The 22,445-nt window shown below is 73.8% G+C and carries 19 protein-coding genes and 1 riboswitch; of the genes, 6 read left to right on the forward strand and 13 right to left on the reverse strand.

Annotation, left to right across the window (positions count from 1 at the left end):
- Positions 1–48: 48 nt before the first annotated feature.
- Together FRCN3DRAFT_RS0229590 and FRCN3DRAFT_RS52040 are read right to left on the reverse strand one after the other, a co-directional pair.
- Entirely contained in the window at positions 49–1,311 is a 1,263-nt protein-coding gene (locus FRCN3DRAFT_RS0229590; protein ID WP_007517309.1) for a serine hydroxymethyltransferase, read from the reverse strand.
- 112 nt (positions 1,312–1,423) lie between these two features.
- Positions 1,424–1,510, reverse strand: a riboswitch (ZMP/ZTP riboswitch).
- Between the two features lie 110 nt (positions 1,511–1,620).
- Positions 1,621–3,477: an alpha/beta hydrolase gene (locus FRCN3DRAFT_RS52040; protein ID WP_007517310.1), complete on the reverse strand. Its 1,857-nt coding sequence runs from the start codon at positions 3,475–3,477 to the stop codon at positions 1,621–1,623.
- Positions 3,478–3,745: 268 nt separating this feature from the next.
- On the opposite strand from FRCN3DRAFT_RS52040, the gene FRCN3DRAFT_RS0229600 reads away from it, so the two are divergent.
- The gene (locus FRCN3DRAFT_RS0229600; RefSeq protein WP_007517311.1) at positions 3,746–4,462 is read left to right on the forward strand and encodes a maleylpyruvate isomerase family mycothiol-dependent enzyme; all 717 of its coding nucleotides are present in this window, start codon (positions 3,746–3,748) and stop codon (positions 4,460–4,462) included.
- A gap of 21 nt (positions 4,463–4,483) precedes the next feature.
- Here FRCN3DRAFT_RS0229600 and FRCN3DRAFT_RS0229605 read toward each other — a convergent pair whose 3' ends face one another.
- Together FRCN3DRAFT_RS0229605 and FRCN3DRAFT_RS0229610 are read right to left on the reverse strand one after the other, a co-directional pair.
- Positions 4,484–5,473 (reverse strand): isopenicillin N synthase family dioxygenase, encoded by a 990-nt coding sequence (locus FRCN3DRAFT_RS0229605; protein WP_007517313.1) that lies wholly within the window; start codon positions 5,471–5,473, stop codon positions 4,484–4,486.
- 124 nt (positions 5,474–5,597) lie between these two features.
- Positions 5,598–6,506 (reverse strand): LysR family transcriptional regulator ArgP, encoded by a 909-nt coding sequence (locus tag FRCN3DRAFT_RS0229610; protein WP_007517315.1) that lies wholly within the window; start codon positions 6,504–6,506, stop codon positions 5,598–5,600.
- Between the two features lie 70 nt (positions 6,507–6,576).
- Between FRCN3DRAFT_RS0229610 and FRCN3DRAFT_RS0229615 the strand changes: the two genes are divergently transcribed.
- Positions 6,577–7,200, forward strand: a complete 624-nt coding sequence (locus FRCN3DRAFT_RS0229615; protein WP_035930141.1) for a LysE/ArgO family amino acid transporter — start codon at positions 6,577–6,579, stop codon at positions 7,198–7,200.
- 79 nt (positions 7,201–7,279) lie between these two features.
- Positions 7,280–7,981, forward strand: coding sequence for a cyclase family protein (locus FRCN3DRAFT_RS0229620; protein WP_027141060.1), 702 nt, complete (start codon positions 7,280–7,282; stop codon positions 7,979–7,981).
- 15 nt (positions 7,982–7,996) lie between these two features.
- On the opposite strand, the gene FRCN3DRAFT_RS0229625 is transcribed toward FRCN3DRAFT_RS0229620, so the two are convergent.
- The 5 genes from FRCN3DRAFT_RS0229625 to glnT all read right to left on the reverse strand — a co-directional run bounded on the left by FRCN3DRAFT_RS0229625 (position 7,997) and on the right by glnT (position 13,335).
- Positions 7,997–8,668: a helix-turn-helix domain-containing protein gene (locus FRCN3DRAFT_RS0229625; RefSeq protein ID WP_007517321.1), complete on the reverse strand. Its 672-nt coding sequence runs from the start codon at positions 8,666–8,668 to the stop codon at positions 7,997–7,999.
- Positions 8,669–8,702: 34 nt separating this feature from the next.
- Positions 8,703–10,043, reverse strand: a complete 1,341-nt coding sequence (locus FRCN3DRAFT_RS0229630; protein ID WP_007517323.1) for an FMN-binding glutamate synthase family protein — start codon at positions 10,041–10,043, stop codon at positions 8,703–8,705.
- Positions 10,044–10,093: 50 nt separating this feature from the next.
- On the reverse strand, positions 10,094–10,915 hold the full coding sequence (locus tag FRCN3DRAFT_RS0229635; RefSeq protein ID WP_007517326.1) for a glutamate synthase: 822 nt from the start codon (positions 10,913–10,915) through the stop codon (positions 10,094–10,096).
- Positions 10,903–11,877, reverse strand: a complete 975-nt coding sequence (locus FRCN3DRAFT_RS0229640) for a class II glutamine amidotransferase domain-containing protein (RefSeq protein ID WP_007517328.1) — start codon at positions 11,875–11,877, stop codon at positions 10,903–10,905. Before FRCN3DRAFT_RS0229640 ends, FRCN3DRAFT_RS0229635 begins: the two co-directional genes overlap by 13 nt.
- 90 nt (positions 11,878–11,967) lie before the next feature.
- Entirely contained in the window at positions 11,968–13,335 is a 1,368-nt protein-coding gene (glnT, locus tag FRCN3DRAFT_RS0229645) for a type III glutamate--ammonia ligase (protein ID WP_007517330.1), read from the reverse strand.
- Positions 13,336–13,585: 250 nt separating this feature from the next.
- Between glnT and FRCN3DRAFT_RS0229650 the strand changes: the two genes are divergently transcribed.
- Positions 13,586–14,164 (forward strand): Maf family protein, encoded by a 579-nt coding sequence (locus FRCN3DRAFT_RS0229650; protein ID WP_007517331.1) that lies wholly within the window; start codon positions 13,586–13,588, stop codon positions 14,162–14,164.
- A gap of 300 nt (positions 14,165–14,464) precedes the next feature.
- Here FRCN3DRAFT_RS0229650 and nudC read toward each other — a convergent pair whose 3' ends face one another.
- The gene (gene nudC, locus FRCN3DRAFT_RS0229655) at positions 14,465–15,523 is read right to left on the reverse strand and encodes an NAD(+) diphosphatase (protein ID WP_007517333.1); all 1,059 of its coding nucleotides are present in this window, start codon (positions 15,521–15,523) and stop codon (positions 14,465–14,467) included.
- Positions 15,524–15,696: 173 nt separating this feature from the next.
- Positions 15,697–16,620, reverse strand: a complete 924-nt coding sequence (locus FRCN3DRAFT_RS0229660; protein WP_007517335.1) for an alpha/beta fold hydrolase — start codon at positions 16,618–16,620, stop codon at positions 15,697–15,699.
- A 119-nt stretch (positions 16,621–16,739) separates the two neighbouring features.
- Between FRCN3DRAFT_RS0229660 and FRCN3DRAFT_RS0229665 the strand changes: the two genes are divergently transcribed.
- Complete coding sequence (locus tag FRCN3DRAFT_RS0229665) at positions 16,740–17,957, forward strand: DmpA family aminopeptidase (protein ID WP_007517343.1); 1,218 nt, start codon at positions 16,740–16,742, stop codon at positions 17,955–17,957.
- Between the two features lie 102 nt (positions 17,958–18,059).
- Positions 18,060–18,731, forward strand: coding sequence for a nitroreductase family protein (locus FRCN3DRAFT_RS0229670; RefSeq protein WP_027141061.1), 672 nt, complete (start codon positions 18,060–18,062; stop codon positions 18,729–18,731).
- A 67-nt stretch (positions 18,732–18,798) separates the two neighbouring features.
- On the opposite strand, the gene FRCN3DRAFT_RS0229675 is transcribed toward FRCN3DRAFT_RS0229670, so the two are convergent.
- Both FRCN3DRAFT_RS0229675 and FRCN3DRAFT_RS55470 read right to left on the reverse strand, forming a co-directional pair.
- Positions 18,799–20,547, reverse strand: coding sequence for a GTPase domain-containing protein (locus FRCN3DRAFT_RS0229675; RefSeq protein WP_007517346.1), 1,749 nt, complete (start codon positions 20,545–20,547; stop codon positions 18,799–18,801).
- A partial coding sequence (locus FRCN3DRAFT_RS55470; protein ID WP_232794193.1) for a P-loop NTPase family protein occupies positions 20,537–22,445 on the reverse strand: 1,909 nt, incomplete at its 5' end. The genes FRCN3DRAFT_RS55470 and FRCN3DRAFT_RS0229675, both read right to left, overlap by 11 nt.

Here is a 22,445-nt window from a genome sequence, read left to right on the forward strand (position 1 = left end):
GCCAGGCGAGACGCCTGGCGGCCGGATACGTCGTTGCTTGGCGAGCGGTTACGCCCAGCCCGGCATGGGGTAGCCGGCGGTGAGGTCGCGGACCTCGCCGGCGATCTGGGCGAGGACCGCCTCGTCGTCGTCCGCGGCGGCCTTGACGGCCTGGTCGATCCAGGCGGCGATCTGGCGCATCTGCCCGGGGCCCATGCCGCGGGTGGTGACCGCGGCGGTGCCGAGGCGCAGCCCGGACGGGTCGAACGGCTTGCGGGTGTCGTACGGGACGGTGTTGTAGTTCAGCTCGATGCCGGCCCGGTCGAGCGCCTTCGCGGCCGGCTTGCCGCCGATGCCCTTGCTGGTGAGGTCGACGAGGATCAGGTGGTTGTCGGTGCCGCCGGAAACCAGGTCGAAGCCGCGCTCGGTGAGCGCCTCGGCCAGCGCCGCCGCGTTCGCGACGATCTGGTGGGCATACGTCTGGAAGTCGGCCGTCGCCGCCTCGCGCAGCGCGACGGCGATCGCCGCGGTGGTGTGGTTGTGCGGGCCGCCCTGCAGGCCGGGGAAGACGGCCTTGTCGATCGCCGAGGCGTGGGCCGCGTCGGTCATCAGCATCGCGCCGCGCGGGCCGCGCAGCGTCTTGTGGGTCGTGGTCGAGATGACCGGTGCGTAGCCCACCGGCGACGGATGCGCGCCACCGGCGATCAGGCCCGCGATGTGCGCGATGTCGGCGGCCAGGACCGCGTCGACCTCGCGGGCGATCTCGGCGAACGCCGGGAAGTCGATCGTGCGCGGGATCGCGGTGCCACCGGCGAAGATGACCTTCGGGCGCTCGGCGAGCGCGAGCTGGCGGACCTCGTCCATGTCGACCCGGCCGGTGTCCTGGCGGACGTTGTAACGCACCGAGCGGAACCACTTGCCGGTCGCGGAGACCGACCAGCCGTGGGTGAGGTGGCCACCCATCGGCAGCGCCATGCCCATCACGGTGTCGCCCGGCTGCAGGAACGCCAGGTAGATGGCGAGGTTGGCCGGCGAGCCCGAGTATGGCTGGACATTGGCGTGCTCGACGCCGAACAGCGACTTGGCCCGCTCGATGGCCAGCGCCTCGATCGGGTCGATGAACTGCTGGCCCTCGTAGTACCGCTTGCCGACGTAGCCCTCGGAGTACTTGTTCGTCAGGATCGTGCCCGCCGCCTCGAGAACGGCGGTGGAGACGTAGTTCTCCGACGCGATCAGGCGGATCTTCTCGTACTGCCGCCGTGCCTCGGACTCGACCAGGTCAGCGATCTCCGGATCGGCGCTGACGAGGTGTTTGATGGCTGGCTCGTGCATGGGAGACCTCCAGGGATGTGGCTGCCCGGCCCGTCCGCGTCCACACGTCGCCGGTAGGTCGTCCGCATGGGCCGCCGACGGACGATGCGCACTGTGGGCAGGCGCTGTCCGCCGGTGACACCCAGGCGCACGGTGCCGTGCCGATCGGTCGCTCCCCGGTGGTTGATTCCACCCCAGCACGCCAGTCACGACTTGGCCTGAAGTCTAGCCGCCCGCCCCTGGCGAGCTTTCCACGCCCGGCGGGGGCACCGGACCGACGCGGTCAGGAGCGGTCGGAGCAGTCGGGAGCGGTCAGGGGCTGTCCGGCGGTCAGGAGCAGACGGTGCCGGGCTTGGGCGTGACCAGGTCGATCAGGTAGCGGTTGACGGCGTTGTGGACGCAGGTGCTGGGGCCCTCGTAGGCGCCGTGGGTGTAGGAGCGCCACGTCAGCAGGACGGCGTTCTCCAGCTGGCCGGCAAGCGAGCGTGCCTCCGGGTACGGCGTCGCCGGGTCGCCGGTGGTGCCGACCAGCAGGATCGGCGGCGAGCCCTCGGCCCGGAACGGCCCGGTGTAACGGTCGGCGGACGGGACCGGCCAGAAGGCACACGTCATGCCGCCGAGCGCCAGGGACGATCCGAAGCGCGGGGCCTCCCGGGAGAGATCGCGCACGAACCGCCGGAAGACGGCGAGGTCGGCTGGATAGGTCTGGTCGGCGCAGTTGATGGCGGTGTTCGCGTCGAAGGAGTTGTCGTACGTGCCGTCCTGGCGCCGTCCGGATCCCTGGTCCGCCAGCGACCGCAGCACGGAGCCGTCGTTGAACTCGTCGGCCAGCTCCAGGGCGACCGCGAGGATCGGCCACTGCTCCTCGCTGTAGAGCAGCTGGAGCACGGCCGTGATCGCGGTCGAGTCGTCGACCGGCCGGGTCCTGTCGGCGTCCTTGCCCTGTGCGTAGATCGGGTGCTTGGCGAGCCGGGCGATCAGCCGGTCGTAGGCGCCCCCGGGGTCGCCGTGGCCGAAGCCGCAGTTCGGGTCGCTCGCGCAGCTGGCGAGGAAGGCGTTGAAGGCCGCCTCGAAGCCCAGGGCCTGCAACCGGGTCTCCGCGAACGGACTGTTCGCGGACAGCCTCGGGTCGACCACCGCGTCGAGGACCATGGCGCGAATGTGGGTCGGGAACAGCTGGGCGTAGGTGGCGCCCAGCTCCGTGCCGTACGAGGCGCCGTAGGCGGTCAGCCGATCGTCACCGAGCGCGGCGCGCAGCACGTCGAGGTCGCGGGCCGCGAACTCGGTCGACAGGTACGGCAGCAGCGTCGCGCTCCAGCGCTCGCAGCCCCGCGCGACCAGCCGGTCCGACGCGGCGGTGTCCTCGAAGCCGGCCAGCACCTCGCCCTCCCGGGCGGGTGGCTGCCCGGCGGGCGCGGCCGTGGCGGGCGACGAGGACGGGCCGTGAGCCGGGCTGACGACGTCCGGGGAGACGGCCGTGGAGGAGCCCGAAGAGCCGCCCGGTAGCCGGTCGACGTCCTCGTCGATCTCCTCGCCGGCCCCGGCACCCGCACCGGCACCCGCGCCCGCGCCGGCTCCGGCGGCCCGGTGCGGAACGACGGCGCCGCCGGACAGCTCGCTGGCCTTCTGCCGGTCGGTGAGGCAGCGGACGGGCGCGCTCGCGCCGACACCCCGCTGGTCGAACCCGACGATGTCGAACCGGTCGCGTACCGCCTTGTCGAACAGCTCCGGGTACGTCCGGATGGAGTCGACGCCGGAGACCCCGGGGCCGCCTTCCAGGTAGACGAGGGATCCAAGTCGCCGCGCCGGTTCGCCCGCCGGTCGGCGGATCACCGCCAGATCGATCGTCCCGTTGCCGGGATGCGCGTAGTCCAGCGGGACGGGCAGCGTCGCGCATTCCAGTCCCGTGCCACACGCCGTCCAGGCCGACAGCCGGCCCGTCCCGGCCTGCGGCGACGGAGCCACCGCCATGCCGGCGGCCGGCGCCGGGGCGACCAGGCCGGCCACGGACAGCGAGGCCAGGGCCAGGGCGCTGGTGAGCCGCGCCCGCCGCGAGCCGGCGGGCGCCGCGGCGCTGGTGGTCCCCCGGGGACCGGCTCGCCGATGATCTCGACGAGGCCCTCGACGCTCGGCCCGACGCTGGCCTTGGTGCTGGCCTTGGTGCTGGTACCGCCAGGGCTGGTTCACGGGCCTCGGCCTCCGGTCGGGTCGGCGCGGCGCCCGGGGGTCCCTGCCAAATCGGCGGAACCGATCCGGCAGGTCTGTGGCGCGGCGATCAGCGACGAGCCGCCAACACAAGCGACAGCTCAGTCACAGTGCGTGACAGTCGCGTCGTGCTCCCTCCCCGTCCCGACCGGACCCCAACCCTCGGCGTCGACAACCCCCCGCCGGGTGCGACCCCTGCCCAGTAGCGAGGCCGGGTGCGTTTCGGGCAGGAAAGCGGCAGACTCCGGGCGTGGACTATCCAGCGCTGTTCCAGGCGGAAGCGGAGGCGCTGCTCGCCGCCGCGACCAAGGACCTCGATGCGCCCGTGCCGTCCTGCCCCGGCTGGGACAACCGCCGGCTGCTGAGCCACGTCGGCCGGCTGCTGGACTCGACGGTGACGCACCTTCCCCGCGGCGTCGTCGACCCACCGCCCCGCGTCGAGCGGCCACCGGCCGAGAACGACGCGCTCGCCGGGTACTTCCGGCGTGGAGTCGCCGGCACGCTCGCCGCGTTCCGGGATCTCGACCCGGCGGCTCCGGCGTGGAACTTCACCCTCGAGCCGAAGGTCGCCGGCTTCTGGCGACGCCGGCTGGCCCACGAGACGCAGATCCACGCCTGGGACGCGGCCGGCGCGATCGGCGAGACCCGCGAGTTCGACCCGGCGTTCGCCGCCGACGGCATCGACGAGGCACTGCGCGTCCTGCTGCCGGCCGCCCGCGCCGCCGGCCTGTCCAAGCCCGGCGACGGAACCGCCCACATCCATCTCACGGACACGCCGGGCGAATGGATGATCAGCCTGAATGGCGGGACCGTCGACGTCACCGAGGGCCACCACAAGGGTGACGCCGGCCTGCGCGGCCCGGCCGGCCAGGTCCTGCTGGCCCTCTGGGGCCGGGTCCCGTTCGACGCCCAGGGCCTGAACGCCTTCGGCGACCAGGACCTCCTGGTCGCGCTGCGCCCCACCTGATCCCGGTCGCCCGGCGTGCCGTCAGCTGGCGAAGTTGGCCTGGATGCGCTGGAGAAGGTAGTCACCGGCGGTGATGTCCGGGTGGCGGCCTGAAGGACTGCTGATCACGGCGTCGGTGTTGGCCTGGGCGAAGAACGCCAGGCTGTAGCGGGAGCCGTCGCGCTCCCCCGCGCCGGGCAGCCGGACGCGGTGGAACGTCGACGGCAGCGCGTCGTCGCTCCAGCGCATCAGCATGTCGCCGATGTTGCACGTGACGGCGTCCGCGGTGGCCGGCACCGACGTCCACCGCTCGTCGGCGGCCTCCTTGCCCGGCATGACCTGCAGGCCGCCCTGCCCCTCCCGCTGGAACAGCAGGGTGAGGCAGTCGAAGTCTGTGTGCGCGCCGGCGCGCCAGATCCCGGGTGTGTCACGGACCGCCGGCGGCACCGGGAAGTAGTGCAGCAGCCGCAGCGTGCTCTGGTAGGTCGGGCGCGCCGGGTCGTGGGCGGCGGTGAAGAAGTCGCGCGGGAGGCCGAGGCGATCGGCGAAGCAGCCGAGCACCCGCATCGCCAGCTCCCAGCAGCGGCGCTCGAACCCGAGCATGGTGGCCTGGAACCCGGCGAGCTCGTCCTCACTGGGCCAAAGTCCGTCCATCCGCGGCCGGGTGACCTGAAACGACTCCTTCTGGTCTGCCGTCCGGGTGGACGGCCGGACCTGGGTCATCTTCTCCCAGCCGGCGTTCTGTCCCTTCTTCAGCGGGAACCGACCCTTCACCGCGTCCGGCAGCGCGAAGAACGCCTCCGTCGCGGCGAACGCCGTGTCGACCTCCTCGGAGTCGATCCCGTGGTCGACGAGTTGGAAGAACCCGATGTCGGCCGCCGCCGCCCACAGCTCGCCGGTGATCTCGTCCCGCCGGGCGTCGAAGTCCCGCAGCGAGATCCGCCGGATCTCCCGGTCGGTCGCCTCGGTCCCAGCCCCGCCCAGCCGGCTCTCCCTGGCCAGCTCGGTCAGCGCGTATTCGGGTGTGCTCATGGTTCTCGCTCCCACTCGGAAGGCACGCGGAATCGGTCGCCGACGCCCGGTCGACGTTGACCCACGGCGTGCCCCGTCCGTCGGCGGCAACGGCCGATTCGGATGGGGAATCCTCGCGCGCAGTCTAAGACCGGGCCGAACCTGGCCCGTCGCGGCGCAGGTGGCGGGCCGCGGCGGCCCGGACCGCGGTGCTCAGCCGGTCGAGCAGCGGGGAGTCGAGGCGCCAGCGCTGCCAGTGCAGCGCGACGTCGAGGTGGGCGTCGGTCAGGACGACCAGCCGGCCGGCGGCGAGGTCTTCCGCCAGCTGCGCCTCGGGCAGCATGCCCCAGCCGAGGCCGAGGCGGACCGCGGTGTGGAAGTCCGCCGTCGTGGGCACCCGGTGCGCCGCCGGGGCGCCGGTGACGCCCAGCTCGCGCAGGAGCTGGTGCTGGAGGTCGTCCTTCTCGTTGAAGACGACGAGCGGCATCCGATCCCACTGGTAGCCGGCGGCGGCGAGCCGCCAGCGACCGGCGAGGCCGGGGGTGGCCGCCGGGTGGTAGCGCAGCGTGCCAAGCGGCTCCGCCCAGCAGCCCTGGACGGCGACCGGGTCGCTGGTCACGGCGGCCAGGGCCTCGCCGCCGCGGAGCAGGTCGGCGGAGAACGCCTGGTCCTCGACGTGCAGTCGAAGCACGACGTCGTCCCAGTGCGAGGCCGCGGCGACGACGTCCGCGAACCAGGTGGCGAGCGAGTCCGCGTTGACCGCCACCGACACCTCGGCCCTGGCCGACGAGCGGCCGACCAGCGCCTCGAGCGCCTCGGCCTGCAGCAGCCTGGTCTGACGCGCGAACCGCAGCAGCGCCTCGCCGGCGGAGGTGGGCCGGCACGGCGCCGAGCGGCGGACGAGGACCTGGCCGGCGGCCGACTCGAGCGCACGGATCCGCTGGCTGACCGCGCTCGGCGACAGGTGCAGGTGGCGGGCGGCGGCGTCGAAGCTGCCGAGTTCGACGATCGCGACGAGAGTCGCCAGCTGCGCCGGCGGCAGCTCCAGCTCCATGAAGCGATACTAATGAATCTGAAGAAACTTTCGTTGGCCTTCAGCAGGGGACGAACCTAGCGTGGCGGCCGTGCTCGCCTCCGCCGTAGCCGGTCTGCTGACCGGGTTCTCACTGATCGTCGCCATCGGCGCGCAGAACGCCTTCGTCCTGCGCCAGGGGCTCGCCCGCCAGTGGGTCGGCACCGTCGTCGCGATCTGCGCGGGTTCGGACCTGGCGCTGATCGTCGCCGGCGTCGGCGGGGTCGGCGGCCTGCTGACCCGAACCGCGCCGGCACTGGCGGCTGTCCGCTGGCTGGGCGTCGTCTTCCTGCTCTGGTTCGCCGCCGGGTCGCTGCGCCGTGCCTGGCACGCGCCGTCGTCACTGCGCGTCGACGGCGGCTCCGCCACGGACCGCGGCACCGACTCGGCACGGGCCGCGGTCGCGGCACGCACGGCCGCCTTCACCTGGCTGAACCCGCACGTCTACCTGGACACCGTGCTCGTCCTCGGCACCGTCGGCGGCAACGAGGGGACGACCGGGCGATGGTGCTTCGCGGCCGGCGCCGGCCTCGCGAGCTGCCTGTGGTTCACCGGCCTCGGCTACGGCGCGCGTCTCGCGTCCGGCGCCCTGGCCAGCCCCACGACCTGGCGCGCCCTGGACCTCGTCATCGGCCTGACCATGCTGTACGTGGCCTACCGCCTGGCGTTCCTCTGAAGGACCGGCGCCGCGCCGAGGGCGCCCACGCGGCATCTGCCCGTCGGCGGCGCGCCTGGGTTGCTGTCAAGCTAGCAATGTGCCGAACACCGTGGGTATGGAGCTGATCGACCTGACGGTGCCGATCACGGCGGGAATGCCGGTCTATCCGGGGGATCCCGAGGTCCAGGTCGCGGCGGCGCTGACAGTCGCCGGCTCGGGCGTCAACGTGCGCCGGATCCACCTGGGATCGCAGACCGGGACCCACGTCGACGCGCCGTACCACATCGACGACTCGCTCCCCCGGCTCGACGAGATCCCGCTCGAGCGGTTCACCGGACCGGGGGTCCTCGTCGACGCGCGGCGGTACGGACCGGACGCCGAGATCGGCCTGGAGGCCGTGCCCGGGTCGCTGGCCGACGGCGCCATCGTGGTGATCGTGACCGGCTGGTCGACGCGTTGGGGGACGGACGAGTACCTGCGGCATCCGTACCTCGGGGCCGACGCGGCGCGGGCCCTCGTCGACGCCGGCGCGCGGACCGTCGCGGTCGACGCCGCGAGCGTCGACCGCACGACCGGGCCGGACGAGGAGTTCACCCTGCCGGCCCATCAGATCCTGTGCCGCGCGGGTACCGTCATCGCCGAGAACCTCACCGGCGCGCAGCGGCTGATCGCGGCGCGCGACGCCGGCCACGCGATCGAGATGTTCCTGTTCCCGCTGGCGCTCGCCGGCTCGGACGGCGCCCCGGTCCGCGCCGTCGCGCGGATCACGCCGCACGGGGCCCAGGCGCATCGTCCCTAGGTCTGACCCCGGCTCTCACCCCTGGGTCTCGTCGGCGCCCGCGCCGTAGGCGACGACCGAGAGGAAGCGGATCGGGAGGGTGACCAGGTCCTGCGGGCCGTGGGTCCCCTCGCCGTCGAGCTGGAGCGCGTCGCCCGGGCGCAGGGTGTAGCTGGCCTCGCCGTGGCCGTAGACCATCTCGCCTTCGAGCATGTAGAGCAGCTCGGTGCCCGGGTGCTGGAAGAGCGGGAAGGTCTCGCTGCGCTCGGTCAGCGTGACCAGGTGGGCCTCCATCCGCTTGTGAGGGCCGCGCAGGCCGCCAAGCAGGGTGTAGTCGTGGCCGACCCGGGTGCCGCGGGCCACGATGCGTGCACCGGCGCCCGCCGGGGTGAAGACGGCCTCCCGTTGGTCGTCGGCGCCGCGGAACAGCGACGTGACCGGCACGTCGAGCGCGTCGGCGAGCCGGGCGAGCGTCGTCAGGCTGCAGCTGGTGTTCGCGTTCTCGATCTTCGAGAGCATCGGCTTCGAGATGCCGCTGCGCGCTGCCAGCTCCGCGAGGGTGAGCCCGGCGGCCTGCCGCATCCGCCGCACCTGGGCCGCGATGACCCGCTCGAGCCGCCCCTCCTGGGGCGACGGGCCGCCGGCCTCGCGCACCGCCGGCCCGGTGTGCGGGAAGCCGGGCGCGTCGAGATCCTCGCCGTCGCTCATCGTCCCCGCCCGGCTGTCGGGGCGCCGGTGGTGCTCACAACGATCCGCCGCGCCCGGGGATCCAGTCCGTGCCGGCCAAGGGGACGCGTGCCATCGCGGCGGCCTCGATCGTGAGCGCCACGAGGTCCTCGGGCTCCAGGTTGCGCACGTGCGACTTGCCGCACGCGCGCGCGATCGTCTGCGCCTCCATCGTCAGCACCCGCAGGTAGTTGGCGAGCCGGCGGCCGCCCTCGGCCGGGTCGAGCCGGCCGGCCAGCTCCGGGTCCTGCGTGGTGATGCCGGCCGGGTCGCGGCCATCCTGGTAGTCGTCGTAGAAGCCCGCCGCCGAACCGAGCGCCGCGTACTCGTCGGCGTGGCGCGGGTCGTTGTCACCCAGCGCGATGAGGGCCGCGGTGCCGATCGCGACCGCGTCCGCGCCGAGCGCCATCGCCTTGGCGACGTCGGCGCCGGTGCGGATGCCGCCGGACACGATGAGCTGGACCTTGCGGTGCAGGCCGAGCTCGCGCAGCGCCTGCACCGCCTGCGGGATCGCGGCGAGCGTGGGGATGCCGACGTGCTCGATGAACACGTCCTGGGTGGCCGCGGTGCCGCCCTGCATGCCGTCCACGACGACGACGTCCGCGCCGGACGCCACCGCGAGCTTCACGTCGTAGTACGTCCGGGACGCGCCGATCTTGACGTAGATCGGCTTCTCCCAGTCGGTGATCTCGCGCAGCTCCAGGATCTTGATGGCGAGGTCGTCGGGGCCGGTCCAGTCGGGGTGCCGGCAGGCGGAGCGCTGGTCGATCCCGGCCGGCAGCGTGCGCATCGCCGCGACCCGGTCGGAGATCTTCTGCCCGAGCAGCATGCCGCCGCCGCCGGGCTTGGCGCCCTGGCCGAGCACGACCTCGATCGCGTCGGCCTTGCGCAGGTCGGTCGGGTTCATGCCGTAGCGGCTCGGCAGGTACTGGTAGACGAGGTGCTTGGACTGGCCGCGCTCCTCGGGCGTCATCCCGCCGTCGCCGGTGGTGGTGGAGGTGCCGACCTCGCTGGCGCCGCGGCCCAGCGCCTCCTTGGCCTGCGCGGACAGCGCCCCGAAGCTCATCCCGGCGATCGTCACCGGGATCGCCAGGCGCAGCGGGTACTTCGCGTTGCGGTCGCCGAGCACGACGTCGGTGTCGCACCGCTCGCGGTAGCCCTCCAGCGGGTAGCGCGACATCGACGCCCCCAGGAAGAGCAGGTCGTCGAAGTGCGGCAGCCGGCGCTTGGCGCCCCCGCCGCGGATGTCGTAGATGCCGGTCGCCGCGGCGCGCTGAATGCCGGCGATCGTCTCCCGGTCGAAGGTGTGCGACTCCCGAAGGCCGAGCAACGCTGGGTCCGGCGGATACCCGGTCATGGAACCCTCCTCTTGACGCGGGCGGACGGTGGAAGTTTGGTGGGGCGGCATCAGTAGGCGGTCGAGTTGTGCGTGGCGAAGTGGTAGAGCCCGCGGGCCGAGCCGTAGCGGCGGAACCGTTCGGGCGCGTACTCGCCAGCGGGCTCGATGCCGGCGGCGGTGAGCAGCTCGGCCAGCTCGACGAGATGCTCGGGGCGCAGCTCCTTCTCGACGCAGTCGGCGCCCAGGCCGCCGGCCGCTCCGCGGACGTAGATCCGCGCCTCGTAGATCGAGTCGCCGAGACCGTCGCCGGCGTCACCGCAGACCACGAGGCGGCCGGCCTGGGCCATGAACGCGCTCATCGGACCGATGTCGCCGCCGACGACGATGTCGATGCCCTTCATCGAGATGCCGCAGCGCATCGACGCCGAGCCCTCGATCACCAGCAGGCCGCCGTGCCCGGTCGCGCCGGCCGACTGCGAGGCGTCGCCGCGGACCCGCACGACGCCCGACATCATGTTCTCGGCGACCCCGGTGCCGACACTGCCGTGCACCGTGATCATGGCGCCGTCGTTCATCCCGGCGCAGTAGTAGCCGGCGTGGCCCCGGATGTCGATCGTCACCGGTGCGTGCACCCCGGCGGCGATCGCGTGCGCGCCCTGGGGTCGCAGCACCTCATAGGACGTCGCCGACGGGGCGTGCAGCTCGCTGTTGAGCGCGCGGACCGTCGTGGCCGCGAGGTCGAAGGTGACCGTCTCGACCGCGCCGGCGCCGCTGCCGGCCGGGCCGACGGTGGCCGGGCCGACGGTGGCCGGGCCGACGGTGGCCGGGCCGACGGTGGCCGGGCCGACGGTGGCCGGATCGACGGTGGCCGGATCGCTCAGCGGTGCCATGCGTAGACCCTTTCCGGCTCGGGCTCGTAGATCCGGGCGGCGCCGATGCCGGGCAGGTCCGCGAGCGCCCGGAACTCCGAGGCCATCGCGACCCAGGCCGCGGTCTCGGCGATGATCGCCGGCTTGCAGGCGATCGCGTCGCGCACGACGGCGAACCCGTCATCGCTGGTGACGAGCAGCGTGTAGAACCCGTCGAACCGGTCGCACAGCAGCCGCAGCGCCTTGTCCAGGTCGACGCCCTCGGCGAGCCGCGCGGCGACGAACCGGGCGCCGACCTCGGAGTCGTTCTCCGAGTCGAACCGGACGCCCTCGTCCTCGAGCTCCCGGCGGATCGTCGCGTGGTTGGCGAACGACCCGTTGTGGACGAGGCACTGGTCGGGGCCGACCGAGAACGGGTGACAGCCCGCGGGGATGACAGCCGACTCCGTCGCCATCCGGGTGTGCGCGAGGCCCTGCCAGCCCTGGGCGTTCACCAGGTCGTAGGTCACGGCCAGGTCCCGCGGGCTCCCGATGTCCTTGTAGACGGTCAGGTCCAGGCCGGAGCCGACGACCAGTGCGTCGGGCGCCGACCGGCGGACCGCGTCGACGAGCGCGTCGACGGCGACCGGCGCCGCGATCACGGTCGTGGCGCCCGCGGCGGTCACCAGCGGGTCCGGGCCGCCCGGCAGGGCCGCCCGCACGGCGGCCGAAAGCTCCGCCCTGGCCGCGTCCAGCGCGGCGTCGGCCGCCACCGCGAGACCGCCCGCGCCTGTGGCCGCGGCACCGGCCTTGGCCTCGGCCACGGGTAGCAGCACCGACACGGCCGCGTGGCCCTCCGGGCAGCGGCGGCGGTCGCCGTAGACGGCGACGCCGGCCGAGTCAGGTCCGCGCTCGGCGACCTGGCACAACATGGTCTCCAGCAGGCGCCCGAGCTGGGGATGCAGCTCGGGGTCGCGCAGGTGAAGCCCGACGATCCCGCACACGGCCCGTTCTCCTCTCGGGATGCGGCGAACTGGGGATTCGGCGGACGCGGCCAGGGGTCAGGGGTCAGGACGCCGGGTCAGGACGAGGGGTCAGAAGGCCGTGAGGTAGCGGTCGTGCTCCCAGGAGCCGACCCCCGCGTGCCATTCGAAGAACTCCTCCCGCTTGAGCGCGGCGAAGTAGTCGGCCACCCCTGGCCCGGCGGCGTCTAGGCCGGCGGCGACGACCGGGTCGGCGCCCAGCGCCTCCACCGCGTGCAGCAGGGTCGGCGGCAGCTCGGACCTCACCGGCCCGGCCGCGGCGCCGCCGGGGTCGCCCGGGTCGAGCGCGTGCTCGATGCCGTCGAGGCCGGCGGCGAGCGCCGCCGCCAGCGCCAGATATGGGTTGGCCGAGCCGTCGCCCCCGCGCAGCTCGATGCGGTGGCGGTCGGGGATGCGCACGTAGTGGGTGCGGTCGTTGCCGCCGTAGGTCGCGCGACTGGGCGACCAGGTCGCGCCCGAACGCGTCGACGTCGCACCGGTGCGCTTGTAGGAGTTGACGGTCGGCGCGAGCACCGACTGCAGCGCGGGCGCGTGCGCGAGGATTCCGGCGAGGAAGCGGCGCGCGACGTCGGACAGCCCGAACGGCGCGCCTGTGTCCCCGGCAGGGAACAGCGGGGTGCCGTCGTGCCACAGCGACAGGTGCAGGTGCAGGCCGGAGCCGGTCCGGTCCGCGAACGGCTTGGGCATGTAGGTCGCGGTCATGCCGCGCCGCTCGGCCAGCACGGAGATCAGGTAGCGGGCGGTGATCACCCGGTCGGCGGTGGTCAGCGCGTCGGCGTAGGCGAAGTTCTGCTCGAACTGGCCGTTGGCGTCCTCATGGTCGTTGGCGTAGTTCGCCCATCCGAGCGCGTTCATCGCCGTCGACACCTCGGTGAGGTGGTCGTACATCCGGGTCAGGCCGCGGGCGTCGTAGCAGGGGCGGGGCGCGACGTCCCGCGGGTCCGCGAGCCCGAGCACGCCGTCCGCGCCGCGGGTGACCAGGAAGTACTCGATCTCGGCGCCGGCGAACAGCTCCAGGCGCCGGCTCGCCGCCGCCGCGAGCTGAGCCTTGAGGATCACCCGCGGCGCGAAGTGCCAGGGCACGCCCTCGACGTGTGGGTCGCAGTGCACCAGCGCGAGACCCTCCTTGACCCAGGGCAGCGGGGTGTAGCTGGCCGGGTCGGGGATGGCGATCAGGTCGGGGTCGGACGGCACCTGGCCGATCGCGCCCACCGCATAGCCGGCGAACCCGACGCCGTCCGCCAGCAGCTCGTCGACGGCCTCGATCGGCACGAGCTTCGCGCACGGCTTGCCGGCGAGGTCGACGAACATCGCGAGGATGAACCGCACCCCGTCCTCGCGGGCCCGGGAGGCGAGGTCCTGCCCGGTCGCGGCGGCTGGCGCGGGGTCGGTGCGGGGGGCACTTTCGTCGATCGTCACGTCAGGCTCCACTGGCTCGGAAGAGGTCCGGGCGACGGCGCGTCGACGCTCGCTCCCCTGCCGCCAACTCGCACCCTAACGGGAAACAAGGTATCGGCGCAGGAAACAAGACAGGTTACGCGGGCATGACGATTCGTGGCATACGCCTGACCGCGCAGGTATGCCCGAACATGGGGCCAGACAGTGCCGCGCCGCCACCACCAGCCACACCGGATCGGGCCGGTCAGCCGCGAAGAAGCCAAGGAGCCAGATGCCTGCCAGGCGGATCGTGCTCGCCTCCGGGTCGCCGCGCCGGCGCGAGCTGCTCGCCGGTCTGGGGGTGGCCTTCGAGGTCGTGACCAGCGACGTCGGCGAGGACGTCGAGACCTTTGCCGGCCCGGAGGACTTCGCGCTTCAGCTGGCCCGGCGCAAGGCCCGGGCGGTTGCCGGACGCGTGGGCGACGCGCTGGTCATCGGCGGTGACACGGTCGTCGAGCTGGACGGGCGCATCTTCGGCAAGCCCGGCGACCAGGACGAGGCGGTCGAGATGATCGGCCAGCTCAGCGGCCGGACGCACCGGGTCGTGACGGGGCTCGCCGTGGTCGACGCGGCCACCGGCGAGCACCGGGAAGGCGCGACGACGAGCGCCGTCACGATGCGCCCGCTCGGCGAGGACGAGATCCGGGTGTACGTAGCCTCAGGCGAGCCGTTCGACAAGGCGGGCGCCTACGCGATCCAGGGCCTGGGCGGCCGGCTGGTCGCGAGCGTCGACGGCGAGCTCGACAACGTCATCGGCCTGCCCACGGCCACCCTGCGCCGCCTCCTGGCGGCCTTCGGCGTCACCGCCTGACGCCCCGCCAGCCGGTCCCGGACCTCGGCACTCTTCCCACTGCCGCCGATCAACGCCCCATCCGGCGATGACTACTCTCCGCGTTGGACCACGCACGGCTGTACGGGCCGCTGACCCGGCGCTGACCGACACCGAAGGTGAACCCCTCGCCCCGACGCTCCCACGCGCGACAGCCGCCCCCGCCGCAGGCCCGCTCGATCCCGATCCGTGTTATTTCAGCCACTCCATAGACACGCCTATCCGACGCGGTTCGACCCCGGTCGTTTGATGTGTGTCGGATGGGCGTGTCTATGGAGTGGCTTAGATGCCACGGACTGAGTCTCGGGCGGCGACCCAGGACTCGATCATCGCGCGGGCGATCGACGAGCGGCCGGGCAGGAGAAACTGACCGTCGCCACCGCCTCGCCAGTCGCCTTGCGCCAGCGCCTCGTCGAGTTCGCGGCGGTGGACCCACATCGCCTCGGCGATCTCACTGTCGTCCAGCCGGATCGGCTGGGACGGGTCGGCGGCGGCGTGGAAGGCGAGCATCAGGGAGCGCGGGAATGGCCAGGACTGGCTGCCCAGGTAGCTGACGTCCGTGACGTCGACGCCGACCTCCTCGTTGATCTCCCGCGCGACGCACTGCTCGAGTGACTCTCCGGCCTCGACGAAGCCCGCGAGCACCGAGAACCGGCCCGCCGGCCACGTCCGCTGCCGGCCGAGCAGGATCTGGTCGGCGCCGTCATGGACGAGGCAGATGATCGCCGGGTCGGTGCGGGGAAACTCCTCGTGCTCCTTGGCGGCGCACACCCGCGCCCAGCCGGCCTTCGTCGGCCGGGTCGGCGAGCCGTCGCGGGAGCAGAACCGGGCACGGTCGTGCCAGGTCAGCAACGCGACCGCGGTCGTGAACAGGGCGGCGTCGAGCCCGGCCAGTTCGCCACCGACCGTGGCGAGGTTCAGCCAGCGCGTTCTCGGTATCTCCTCGGTGCCCGGATCCTCGTCGGCCCGGTCGGTGCGCACCGCCCAGTAGACGGTCCCGTCGCCCTCGCCGAGAAGCACGGCGTCGGCCGGCGGGAACTCCGCGACGCTCGCCCCGGAACGGGTCACCAACCGTGCCACGGCGTTGGCGTCGCCACCGGCGTCGCCAACGCCGTGGGCGTCCGGCGGTGAGGCCTCAGGCGCACCGCCGATCTCCGCGGACCGCCGGACGCGAGGCATGGCCGGCAGCGTGATCGTCGAGCGCCCCTCCTCGTCGAGGGTGACAACCCGCGCCGCCGCCCAGCTCTCCCGCTGGCGCCGCGGGTCCAGCCGGAACGGTTCCTCGCGCAGGACGGTGGCGCTTGCCAGCGCGGGCGGCCTGACCAGCCCAAATCCACTCACGCTCGCATCTTCCCCCGAAGCGCCAGTCTCTCGTCGTCGGGCCGCCAGCCGCCAGCCGCCAGCCGACGCCGGCGACCAAGACCCTCCGACCGCGCGAGGTTGAGACACCGCGACGAGCAGTTCCCCGCCAATCCACGTCACCCGATCGGAAGGAGACCTCGTGACCCGGCTCCTCAGCCCTTCGAGTCCTGCCCGCGGGGCCGAGGAGCCCAGAGGTGGTCGCCGGACGCGCCGGCGCCGGCCCGCGGGGAGGGCGGGCCCGCGATATGGCCGAGGATGTCGGCGGCGATCGCGGCGGGTGCCTGGAACGGGCCGAAGTGGCCCAGGTGGTCGTACACCCGCAGCGTCGCCCGTGGCAGCGCGGCGGCGAGCCCCGGGCCGAACGCGGCAGGTGGCCGGACGTACTCGGTGGCGCCCGCCGCGACCAGCACCGGGAGGTCTGCGCCGGCCACCGTCGTGAAGGTGATCCGGCCGCTCGCGTCGAACGTCCTCGCCTCGTTCTCGGGCAGGCAGCGCAGCCGCGCGGTGCCGTCCGGCAGGTCCTCGAAACCGTGCTCGACGTAGGCGGCGAGGGTCTCGGCGGTGAGCTCGCCGAGCGGCGGCCGGGAGGCGTAGCGCCACAGCGCCGCCTCCCGGGACGGGAACACCGCGCGGCGCCGGCGGGCGCCGGCCGCCAGCGAGTTCGCCACGATCTGGAACCCCACCGGCGTGACGACCGGCTCATAGACGTAGGCCGACGCGAGCAGGCCTGGCCGGTCGGCCTCGGCCTGCAGCGCGACCGCGCCGCCCATCGAGTGGCCGACGGCGTGCACCGGGCCCGCCCCCTGGTCCTCGATCGCCGCGACGGCGGCGGCCACCTCGGCCGTCCAGGCGTGCCAGTCAAAGATCGCGTCCGCCGGCGCCGGCGTCTCGCCGTGGGCGGGGAAGTCAAGTGCCCACACGTGGGCCCGCGTCCCGAGCGGCCGCGCGAGCGGCGCGTACATGCGCCCGCAGAACCCGGTCGCGTGGCAGATCAGCACCGCGGGTCCCGCGCCGGGACCGACCCCGCCGAGGTCGTGCAGGACGACCGTCGTGCCCCGCTCAGTCGTCAGCCGCATGCAGCCTTGCTACCAGGCCCTCAGCGGACGAACCACCAAAGGCCGCCAATCCGGCAATCCCGGCGACGGGGAGGTCCCGCCCGCGCATCGGCCGGATGGCACCGGGCAGGATCGGGCCTGTGGCTGAGCCCCGACGCCGCGCCCGCGCGCACGGCATCTCCTTTGACGGCACGCCGGGCCCGCTGAACGCGATCACCGATGTCCCAGGTGTCGAGCTGGGCTACGTGACGCTGATCAGCGGTGAGGGGCCGCTGCGGACCGGCGCGGGGCCGGTCCGGACCGGCGTCACCGCGATCCTGCCGGCCGGGCGCGGGGGCATCGGCTCGGCGGTCGCCGCCGGGGTCCACGCGTTCAACGCCAACGGCGAGATGACGGGCGCCGCGTGGCTGCGGGAGACTGGCAGCCTGGCGATGCCGATCCTGATCACGAACACCCACGCCGTCGGCCCGTGCCACCGCGGTGTCATCGACTGGGTGGTCGCCAACCGGCCGGATCTGGCCCGCGGCTGGCTGCTGCCGGTGGTCGCGGAGACCTGGGACGGCTACCTCAACGACATCAACGGCAGTCATGTGACCGCGGCCCACGCCGTCGCCGCGATCGACGCCGCCGCCGGCGGGCCGGTCGCCGAGGGCGCCGTCGGTGGCGGCACCGGGATGATGTGCTACGGCTTCAAGGGTGGCAGCGGCACCGCCTCCCGGGTCGTGCGTTATGGCCCCGACGGCTATGTGGTCGCCGCGTTCGTTCAGGCGAACTTCGGCCGCCGCGACGAGCTGCGCGTCGCCGGTGTCCCGGTCGGCCGTCTGCTCGGCGACGGCGAGGGCGGCGGCGCGGACTCCTCCTCGGGCGTCGCGGATCCCGCAGCCGGCACGGACGCCTCGAACGCCTCGAGCGGCATGGGCCGCATGGGCGGCTGGGACGGTGACTGGTCGGCGCCGCCCGGTGCCGGCAGCGCCATCGTGGTGCTCGCGACCGACGCGCCGCTGCTGCCCGGGCAGTGCGAGTCGCTCGCGCGCCGGGCGCCGATGGGCATCGCGCGCACCGGGACCACCGGCTCGCACTTCTCCGGTGACCTCGTCATCGCCTTCTCGACCGCGAACGCCGGCGCGCTCACCAGCCGGTTCCCCGGCGGCGAGCCGACCGCCGACGACTACGCCGCGCTGCGCTTCATCCCCTGGGGTTGGATGGACCGGTTCTACGAGGCGGCGGTCCAGGCGGTCGAGGAGGCCGTCATCAACGTCCTGACCACCGCCGCGTCCCTGACCGGCCGTGACGACCACCACGCCGCCGCTCTTCCCACCGACCGCGTCATCGAGTTGCTCGCCAACCGGTCCGGCTGAGCTCGGGCGGCCGACCGGTTCCCAGCGCCGTGGATGATCGGCACGTTATTTGACCCCGACGTCGAAACTACGGGAGGTTGGGTGGACCGGGAGGAGGCCACCATGGGCGAGGTGGAGCTGGGGGCCGACACGCCTCAGATAGATCTGTTCGAGGCGATGCGGACGGCTCGTTCGCTGCGGCGGTTCAAGCCCGACCCGGTGCCGGACGAGGTGCTGGCCCGCTGCCTGCAGGCGGCCACCTGGGCGCCGAGCGGTTCCAACTCGCAGAACTGGCGCTTCGTCGTCCTGCGTTCGCCGGAGGCCCGCGCGATCCTGGGCCCGGCGTTCCGCGCCGGCTGGGACTGGGTCTGCACCAGCATCTACGGCTACGAGCCGCGCCCGGCGGACGACGACGACTCCAAGCAGGCGCGGCTGACCCGCACGATGCTGAACCTCGTCGACAACTTCGAGAACGTGCCGGCCTATGTGCTGTTCTGCCACCGCCTGACGGGCTTCGTCGACGAGTTCCTGGAGGCGGGCTCGATCTTCCCCGCGATGCAGAACTTCCTGCTCGCCGCCCGCGCCCACGGGCTCGGCACCGTTCCGAGCACCTGGTTCGCCTTCGGCGAGGACAAGCTGCGCGCCTACGTCGGCATCCCGGACGGGTGGCGGATCGCCTCCCTGGTCGCCGTCGGCTGGCCGGAGGGCCACCACGGCCCGGTCCGGCGCAAGCCGCTGAGCAAGGTCACCGCGCTCGACACCTGGGACAACCCCTTCCTCCCCGCCGAGAGCTGACCCGCGGCCCCGCCGCGAGCTGACCCACACGGCGGTCGCCTGCCCTCCTGCCAGCGGCTGCACGGGCCTACCAGCGGCTGGGCGGGCGCAGGACGAGCCGGTCCATGATCGGGCCGGCCGCGTCGAGCTCGGCGAGCCGCAGTGTCATCGCCCGGACGGCCACCGCCGGCGGGCGGGCGGCCGCGATGGCGGAGCGGAGCGTCTCGACGGCCTCGTTCCAGCCGGTCCCGCCCTCGTCGAGCGGCGCCGTCAGCAGCCTTTCGGTGATCTCGGTCGAGATGCGGTCCAGCGCCTTGCGCCGCGCCTTCGCCCTGCTCTCGTCCTTGCGGTCATCCCACCAGCCGCGGACCTGGTCGGTCACCACCGTCGTGAGCGTGTTCGCCACGGGGATCGCGGACTCGATCAGGTCGAGCCGGCGCACGAGCATCTTCGCCTTCTCCACCTGGGCCGGCGTCGTGAAGGGGGAGGTGACCACTCGCCTGCGGTTGCGGAACGACTCGTACCGCGTCAGCTCGTCGCGGATCTGGGCGAGCGGCATGCCGACCTTGATCTCGACGATGTTCTTGACCAGGCCGAAGCCGTTCTCCCGCAGGACCACGCCGACCCCGCTCGCCGGGGCCTTCGGCTTCCCGCCGGGCTGGTCACCCGGGAGGCCGCGCAGCAGGTCGCGCAGCAGCTGGCGCAGGTCCGCGGCCGCGGGACGGTCCGCCTGGGCGGCGAGCTCGACGGAGATCTCGCGGCTGAGCTGGTCGAGCCCGGCCGTGTGCCGGTCCATCCAGGTCTGCACGGCCGCCTCCACCCGCCGGCGCAGCTCGGCCGGCAGCTCGGCGCCCTCGGCCGAGCCGACCTGCCGCTCGGCGTCCCTGGCCCGTTCGACGACGGTCGCGGCGAGGACCTCGCGGGCGGTCCTGTCGAGGTCGAGCAGCTCACGCTCCCACCGGTCGCCGCGGGCACGCTGCCGGTCCGCCTCCTCGAGGTTCTCCGCCAGCGACACGCGCTCGGCGGCGGCGAGCCGGCGGGCCTGGATCGCGTGGGTGAGCCAGAAGCGGGTCCGCGCGGCGGCGCGCAGCTCGTCACGCTGGGAAACGAGGGCCGCCAGGTCGGTGCGCAGGCCGGCGATGCCGTCCCACTGCCGGCCGTCGTCGTAGTCCGACGGCTCCGGGTCGGGCTCCTCGCCGACCTCCTCGAACGGGTCCGCGGCCACGACGTACACCGCGTACTCGTCGGCGGCCATCGCGGTGCCGATCAGCTTGCGCAGCTCCGCTGCCTTCGACCGCCCGAAGGCCCGGTAACGCTCCTCGTCCGCCGGGTCCGCGGCCGTGTCCGCCTTCGCGACGACCATGAGCCGCGAGCCCGGCGGGAAGACGGGCGCGGCAGCTCCGAGGTCGGCGCCCAGGGCGCGCAGGACCTGGCCGCGGTCGGACGTGATCAGGCTCGGGGCCAGCACCACCATCACCGCGTCGGTCAGCAGCAGCGCGCGGTCCGCGCGGGCGTCGTGCGCCTCCTGCCCGCTCGCGATTCCGGGGGTGTCGAGGAAGCGCAGCTGCCCCGACGTGACGGCGCCGACGGCGAAGGTCGACCGCCCCGCGCCGACCGTCACCCAGTCCGGGACCGGCGTCCCGTCGTCGGTCAGCAGGCGTTTGAGCAGGCTCGACTTGCCCGCGCTGTACGGGCCGTAGACGGTCACGTGGACCTCGGGGTACCGGTCGAAGGCCGACCACTCGGCGGCGAGGTCGTCGACCTGCGCCTGTCCCAGGATCTGGCCGACGCGGTGCTGAAGCTCCGCGAGCCATTGTCCGGCCGTGTCAGTCGTCATCCTGGGATCCGATCGTTGGCTGAGCCGTTCGTGACCCGGGGTCGTCCGGGGTGCCGGTCGCGCCCAACAGGCGTCGGGCGCGCGTGATCGCGTCGCGGCAGCGGGCGGCGCGGCCGGACAGCGCACCGGCCTCATCCGTGGCCCGCCGCTGATCGTCCGCCATCGCGGGAAGCCGCCGCGCGAGCTCGTCGAGATCGTCTGCGAGCGGGACCAGGCTCCCCAGTGAGTCCTCGAACCGTTCGACCGCCTCGGTCAGCCGGTCCTCGACTCCCCGCAGCTCCTCGGCGCGCGCCCGCTCCGACTTCGCGGTCTCGTGCCGGTCCCACATCAGCAGCGTGAGCTCGGCGGCGCCGATCGCGATCTGCAGCCCGCCGCCGAACCGCGCGACCATCCTGGCGGTCCCGGCCGGCCCGCCCACCCGCTCGGCGTTCCTGGCGACGCGTGCCGGGTTCATGAGCACCTTTCCGAGCGGCTTCGCCAACGGCCCGCCGATCCTGCCGAGGGTCGCCGCGTAGTCGCGCCGACGCCGCCGCAGCCTGCCGAGATCGACGTCCAGGCCCAGCGCCGGCGCGGCGCCTGGCTCCTGGGCGAGGCCCGCCGCGTCGCCCATCGCCGCCAGGCGCCAGGCGGCGATGGACCTACGGGTCTGGGAGCGCCATTCGGCGATGCGTTCCCGCAGCTCCGGGTCGTCGCCGAGCGACGCGAGCCTGGCCGCGAACGCGTCGCGCCCGGCGGTGTCCCGGGTGGAGCGGATGCCGTGCACGAGCCATCCGACGTGGTCACGCACGAGGGTGTCGAGCGCGGCGCGGCGTTCCCGGCCGAGCGCCTCGCCGGTGGCGATCGCGTCCTCGACGGACCGCGCCCGCTGGCCGAGCCGGGCCCCCTTGGCGACCAGGGCCGCCGCGTGCCGGTCGTGGTCGGCGGCGAGCCGGTCGAGGCGGCCTATCCCCGCCCGCAGCACGCCGATGTCGGCTCCGTTCGCCAGGAGGCCGGGCCGACGCTCGTCCAGCGCGGCGACGAGCTCGGCCATCCCGTCCCAGCCAGCGCCAGCGCTGGCGCTGGCGCCGCCCGTGCCGAGCCCGAGGCCAGCCGCCTCGTCGGGGTCCGCCGCCACCGCCAGGACGCTGTCCGCCGTGACGGCGTCGTCCGTGCCCGCGCGCCGCGCCAGCCGGTCGAGGAGGTCGGCGAGCTCCGCGCGCTTGCTCGCGACGGCGCGCCGGAACTCCCGCGGCGCGAGCACCGGGTCGGACAGCTCGTCGATCCGCGTCAGTACGAAGATCGTCCGCCCCAACCGGTCCGAGCCGCCGACCGCGTCCGGGGCCACGGCCCGACCGAGCCCGTCGTCGCTCGCGGCCGACAGCGCGGGCGTGACCAGGTGGAGGATCAGCGCGGCGTCCTCGATCGCCGACCGCGCGAGCGCGTCGTGCTCGACGCCCTCCGCGGTTCTCGCGCCGCTGGCCAGGCCAGGCGTGTCCACGAGGAGCAGGCCGCGCCATGGATAGGCCGTGACCCCGCTGGTCGTGACGCGCGCGCCGCTGGCCGGTCCGTCCGGCGCCGCACCATCGCCGCCGCCGCCGTCGTCCCCGCCGCCGCCATGATCATGATTCCAGTCGTGGTCGTGGTCGTCCGCCAGCAGCCGCCTGATGAGCGCCGACTTGCCGCTGCTGTAGTCGCCGACGACGGCCACCCGGGGCCGGCGGTCCGCGGCGAGACCCAGCAGGTCCGCCAGCCCCGCCGCGTCGACGTCGGCGGCGTCCAGGGAGCGCATGGCCGTCCTGAGCCAGCGCGTGCCGGCGCGCGGCCGTGGGACCAGGTCGCGGGGCGGCTCGGACGCGGCGGGGCGCGCCCACGCCTTCCCGTTCGGTCCCGGCGCTGAGGCCGGGACGTCCGCGCGGCCC

Source organism: Pseudofrankia saprophytica, from assembly GCF_000235425.2.
Lineage (GTDB): Bacteria > Actinomycetota > Actinomycetes > Frankiales > Frankiaceae > Pseudofrankia > Pseudofrankia saprophytica.

Bases quoted from the DNA above. Each gene is read 5' to 3' on its own strand.
- FRCN3DRAFT_RS0229590 (WP_007517309.1), bottom strand. From the start codon at position 1,311: ATGCACGAGCCAGCCATCAAACACCTCGTCAGCGCCGATCCGGAGATC.
- FRCN3DRAFT_RS0229605 (WP_007517313.1), bottom strand. From the start codon at position 5,473: ATGAGCACACCCGAATACGCGCTGACCGAGCTGGCCAGGGAGAGCCGG.
- FRCN3DRAFT_RS0229610 (WP_007517315.1), bottom strand. From the start codon at position 6,506: ATGGAGCTGGAGCTGCCGCCGGCGCAGCTGGCGACTCTCGTCGCGATC.
- FRCN3DRAFT_RS0229625 (WP_007517321.1), bottom strand. From the start codon at position 8,668: ATGAGCGACGGCGAGGATCTCGACGCGCCCGGCTTCCCGCACACCGGG.
- FRCN3DRAFT_RS0229630 (WP_007517323.1), bottom strand. From the start codon at position 10,043: ATGACCGGGTATCCGCCGGACCCAGCGTTGCTCGGCCTTCGGGAGTCG.
- FRCN3DRAFT_RS0229635 (WP_007517326.1), bottom strand. From the start codon at position 10,915: ATGGCACCGCTGAGCGATCCGGCCACCGTCGATCCGGCCACCGTCGGC.
- FRCN3DRAFT_RS0229650 (WP_007517331.1), top strand. From the start codon at position 13,586: ATGCCTGCCAGGCGGATCGTGCTCGCCTCCGGGTCGCCGCGCCGGCGC.
- FRCN3DRAFT_RS0229660 (WP_007517335.1), bottom strand. From the start codon at position 16,620: ATGCGGCTGACGACTGAGCGGGGCACGACGGTCGTCCTGCACGACCTC.
- FRCN3DRAFT_RS0229670 (WP_027141061.1), top strand. From the start codon at position 18,060: ATGGGCGAGGTGGAGCTGGGGGCCGACACGCCTCAGATAGATCTGTTC.
- FRCN3DRAFT_RS0229675 (WP_007517346.1), bottom strand. From the start codon at position 20,547: ATGACGACTGACACGGCCGGACAATGGCTCGCGGAGCTTCAGCACCGC.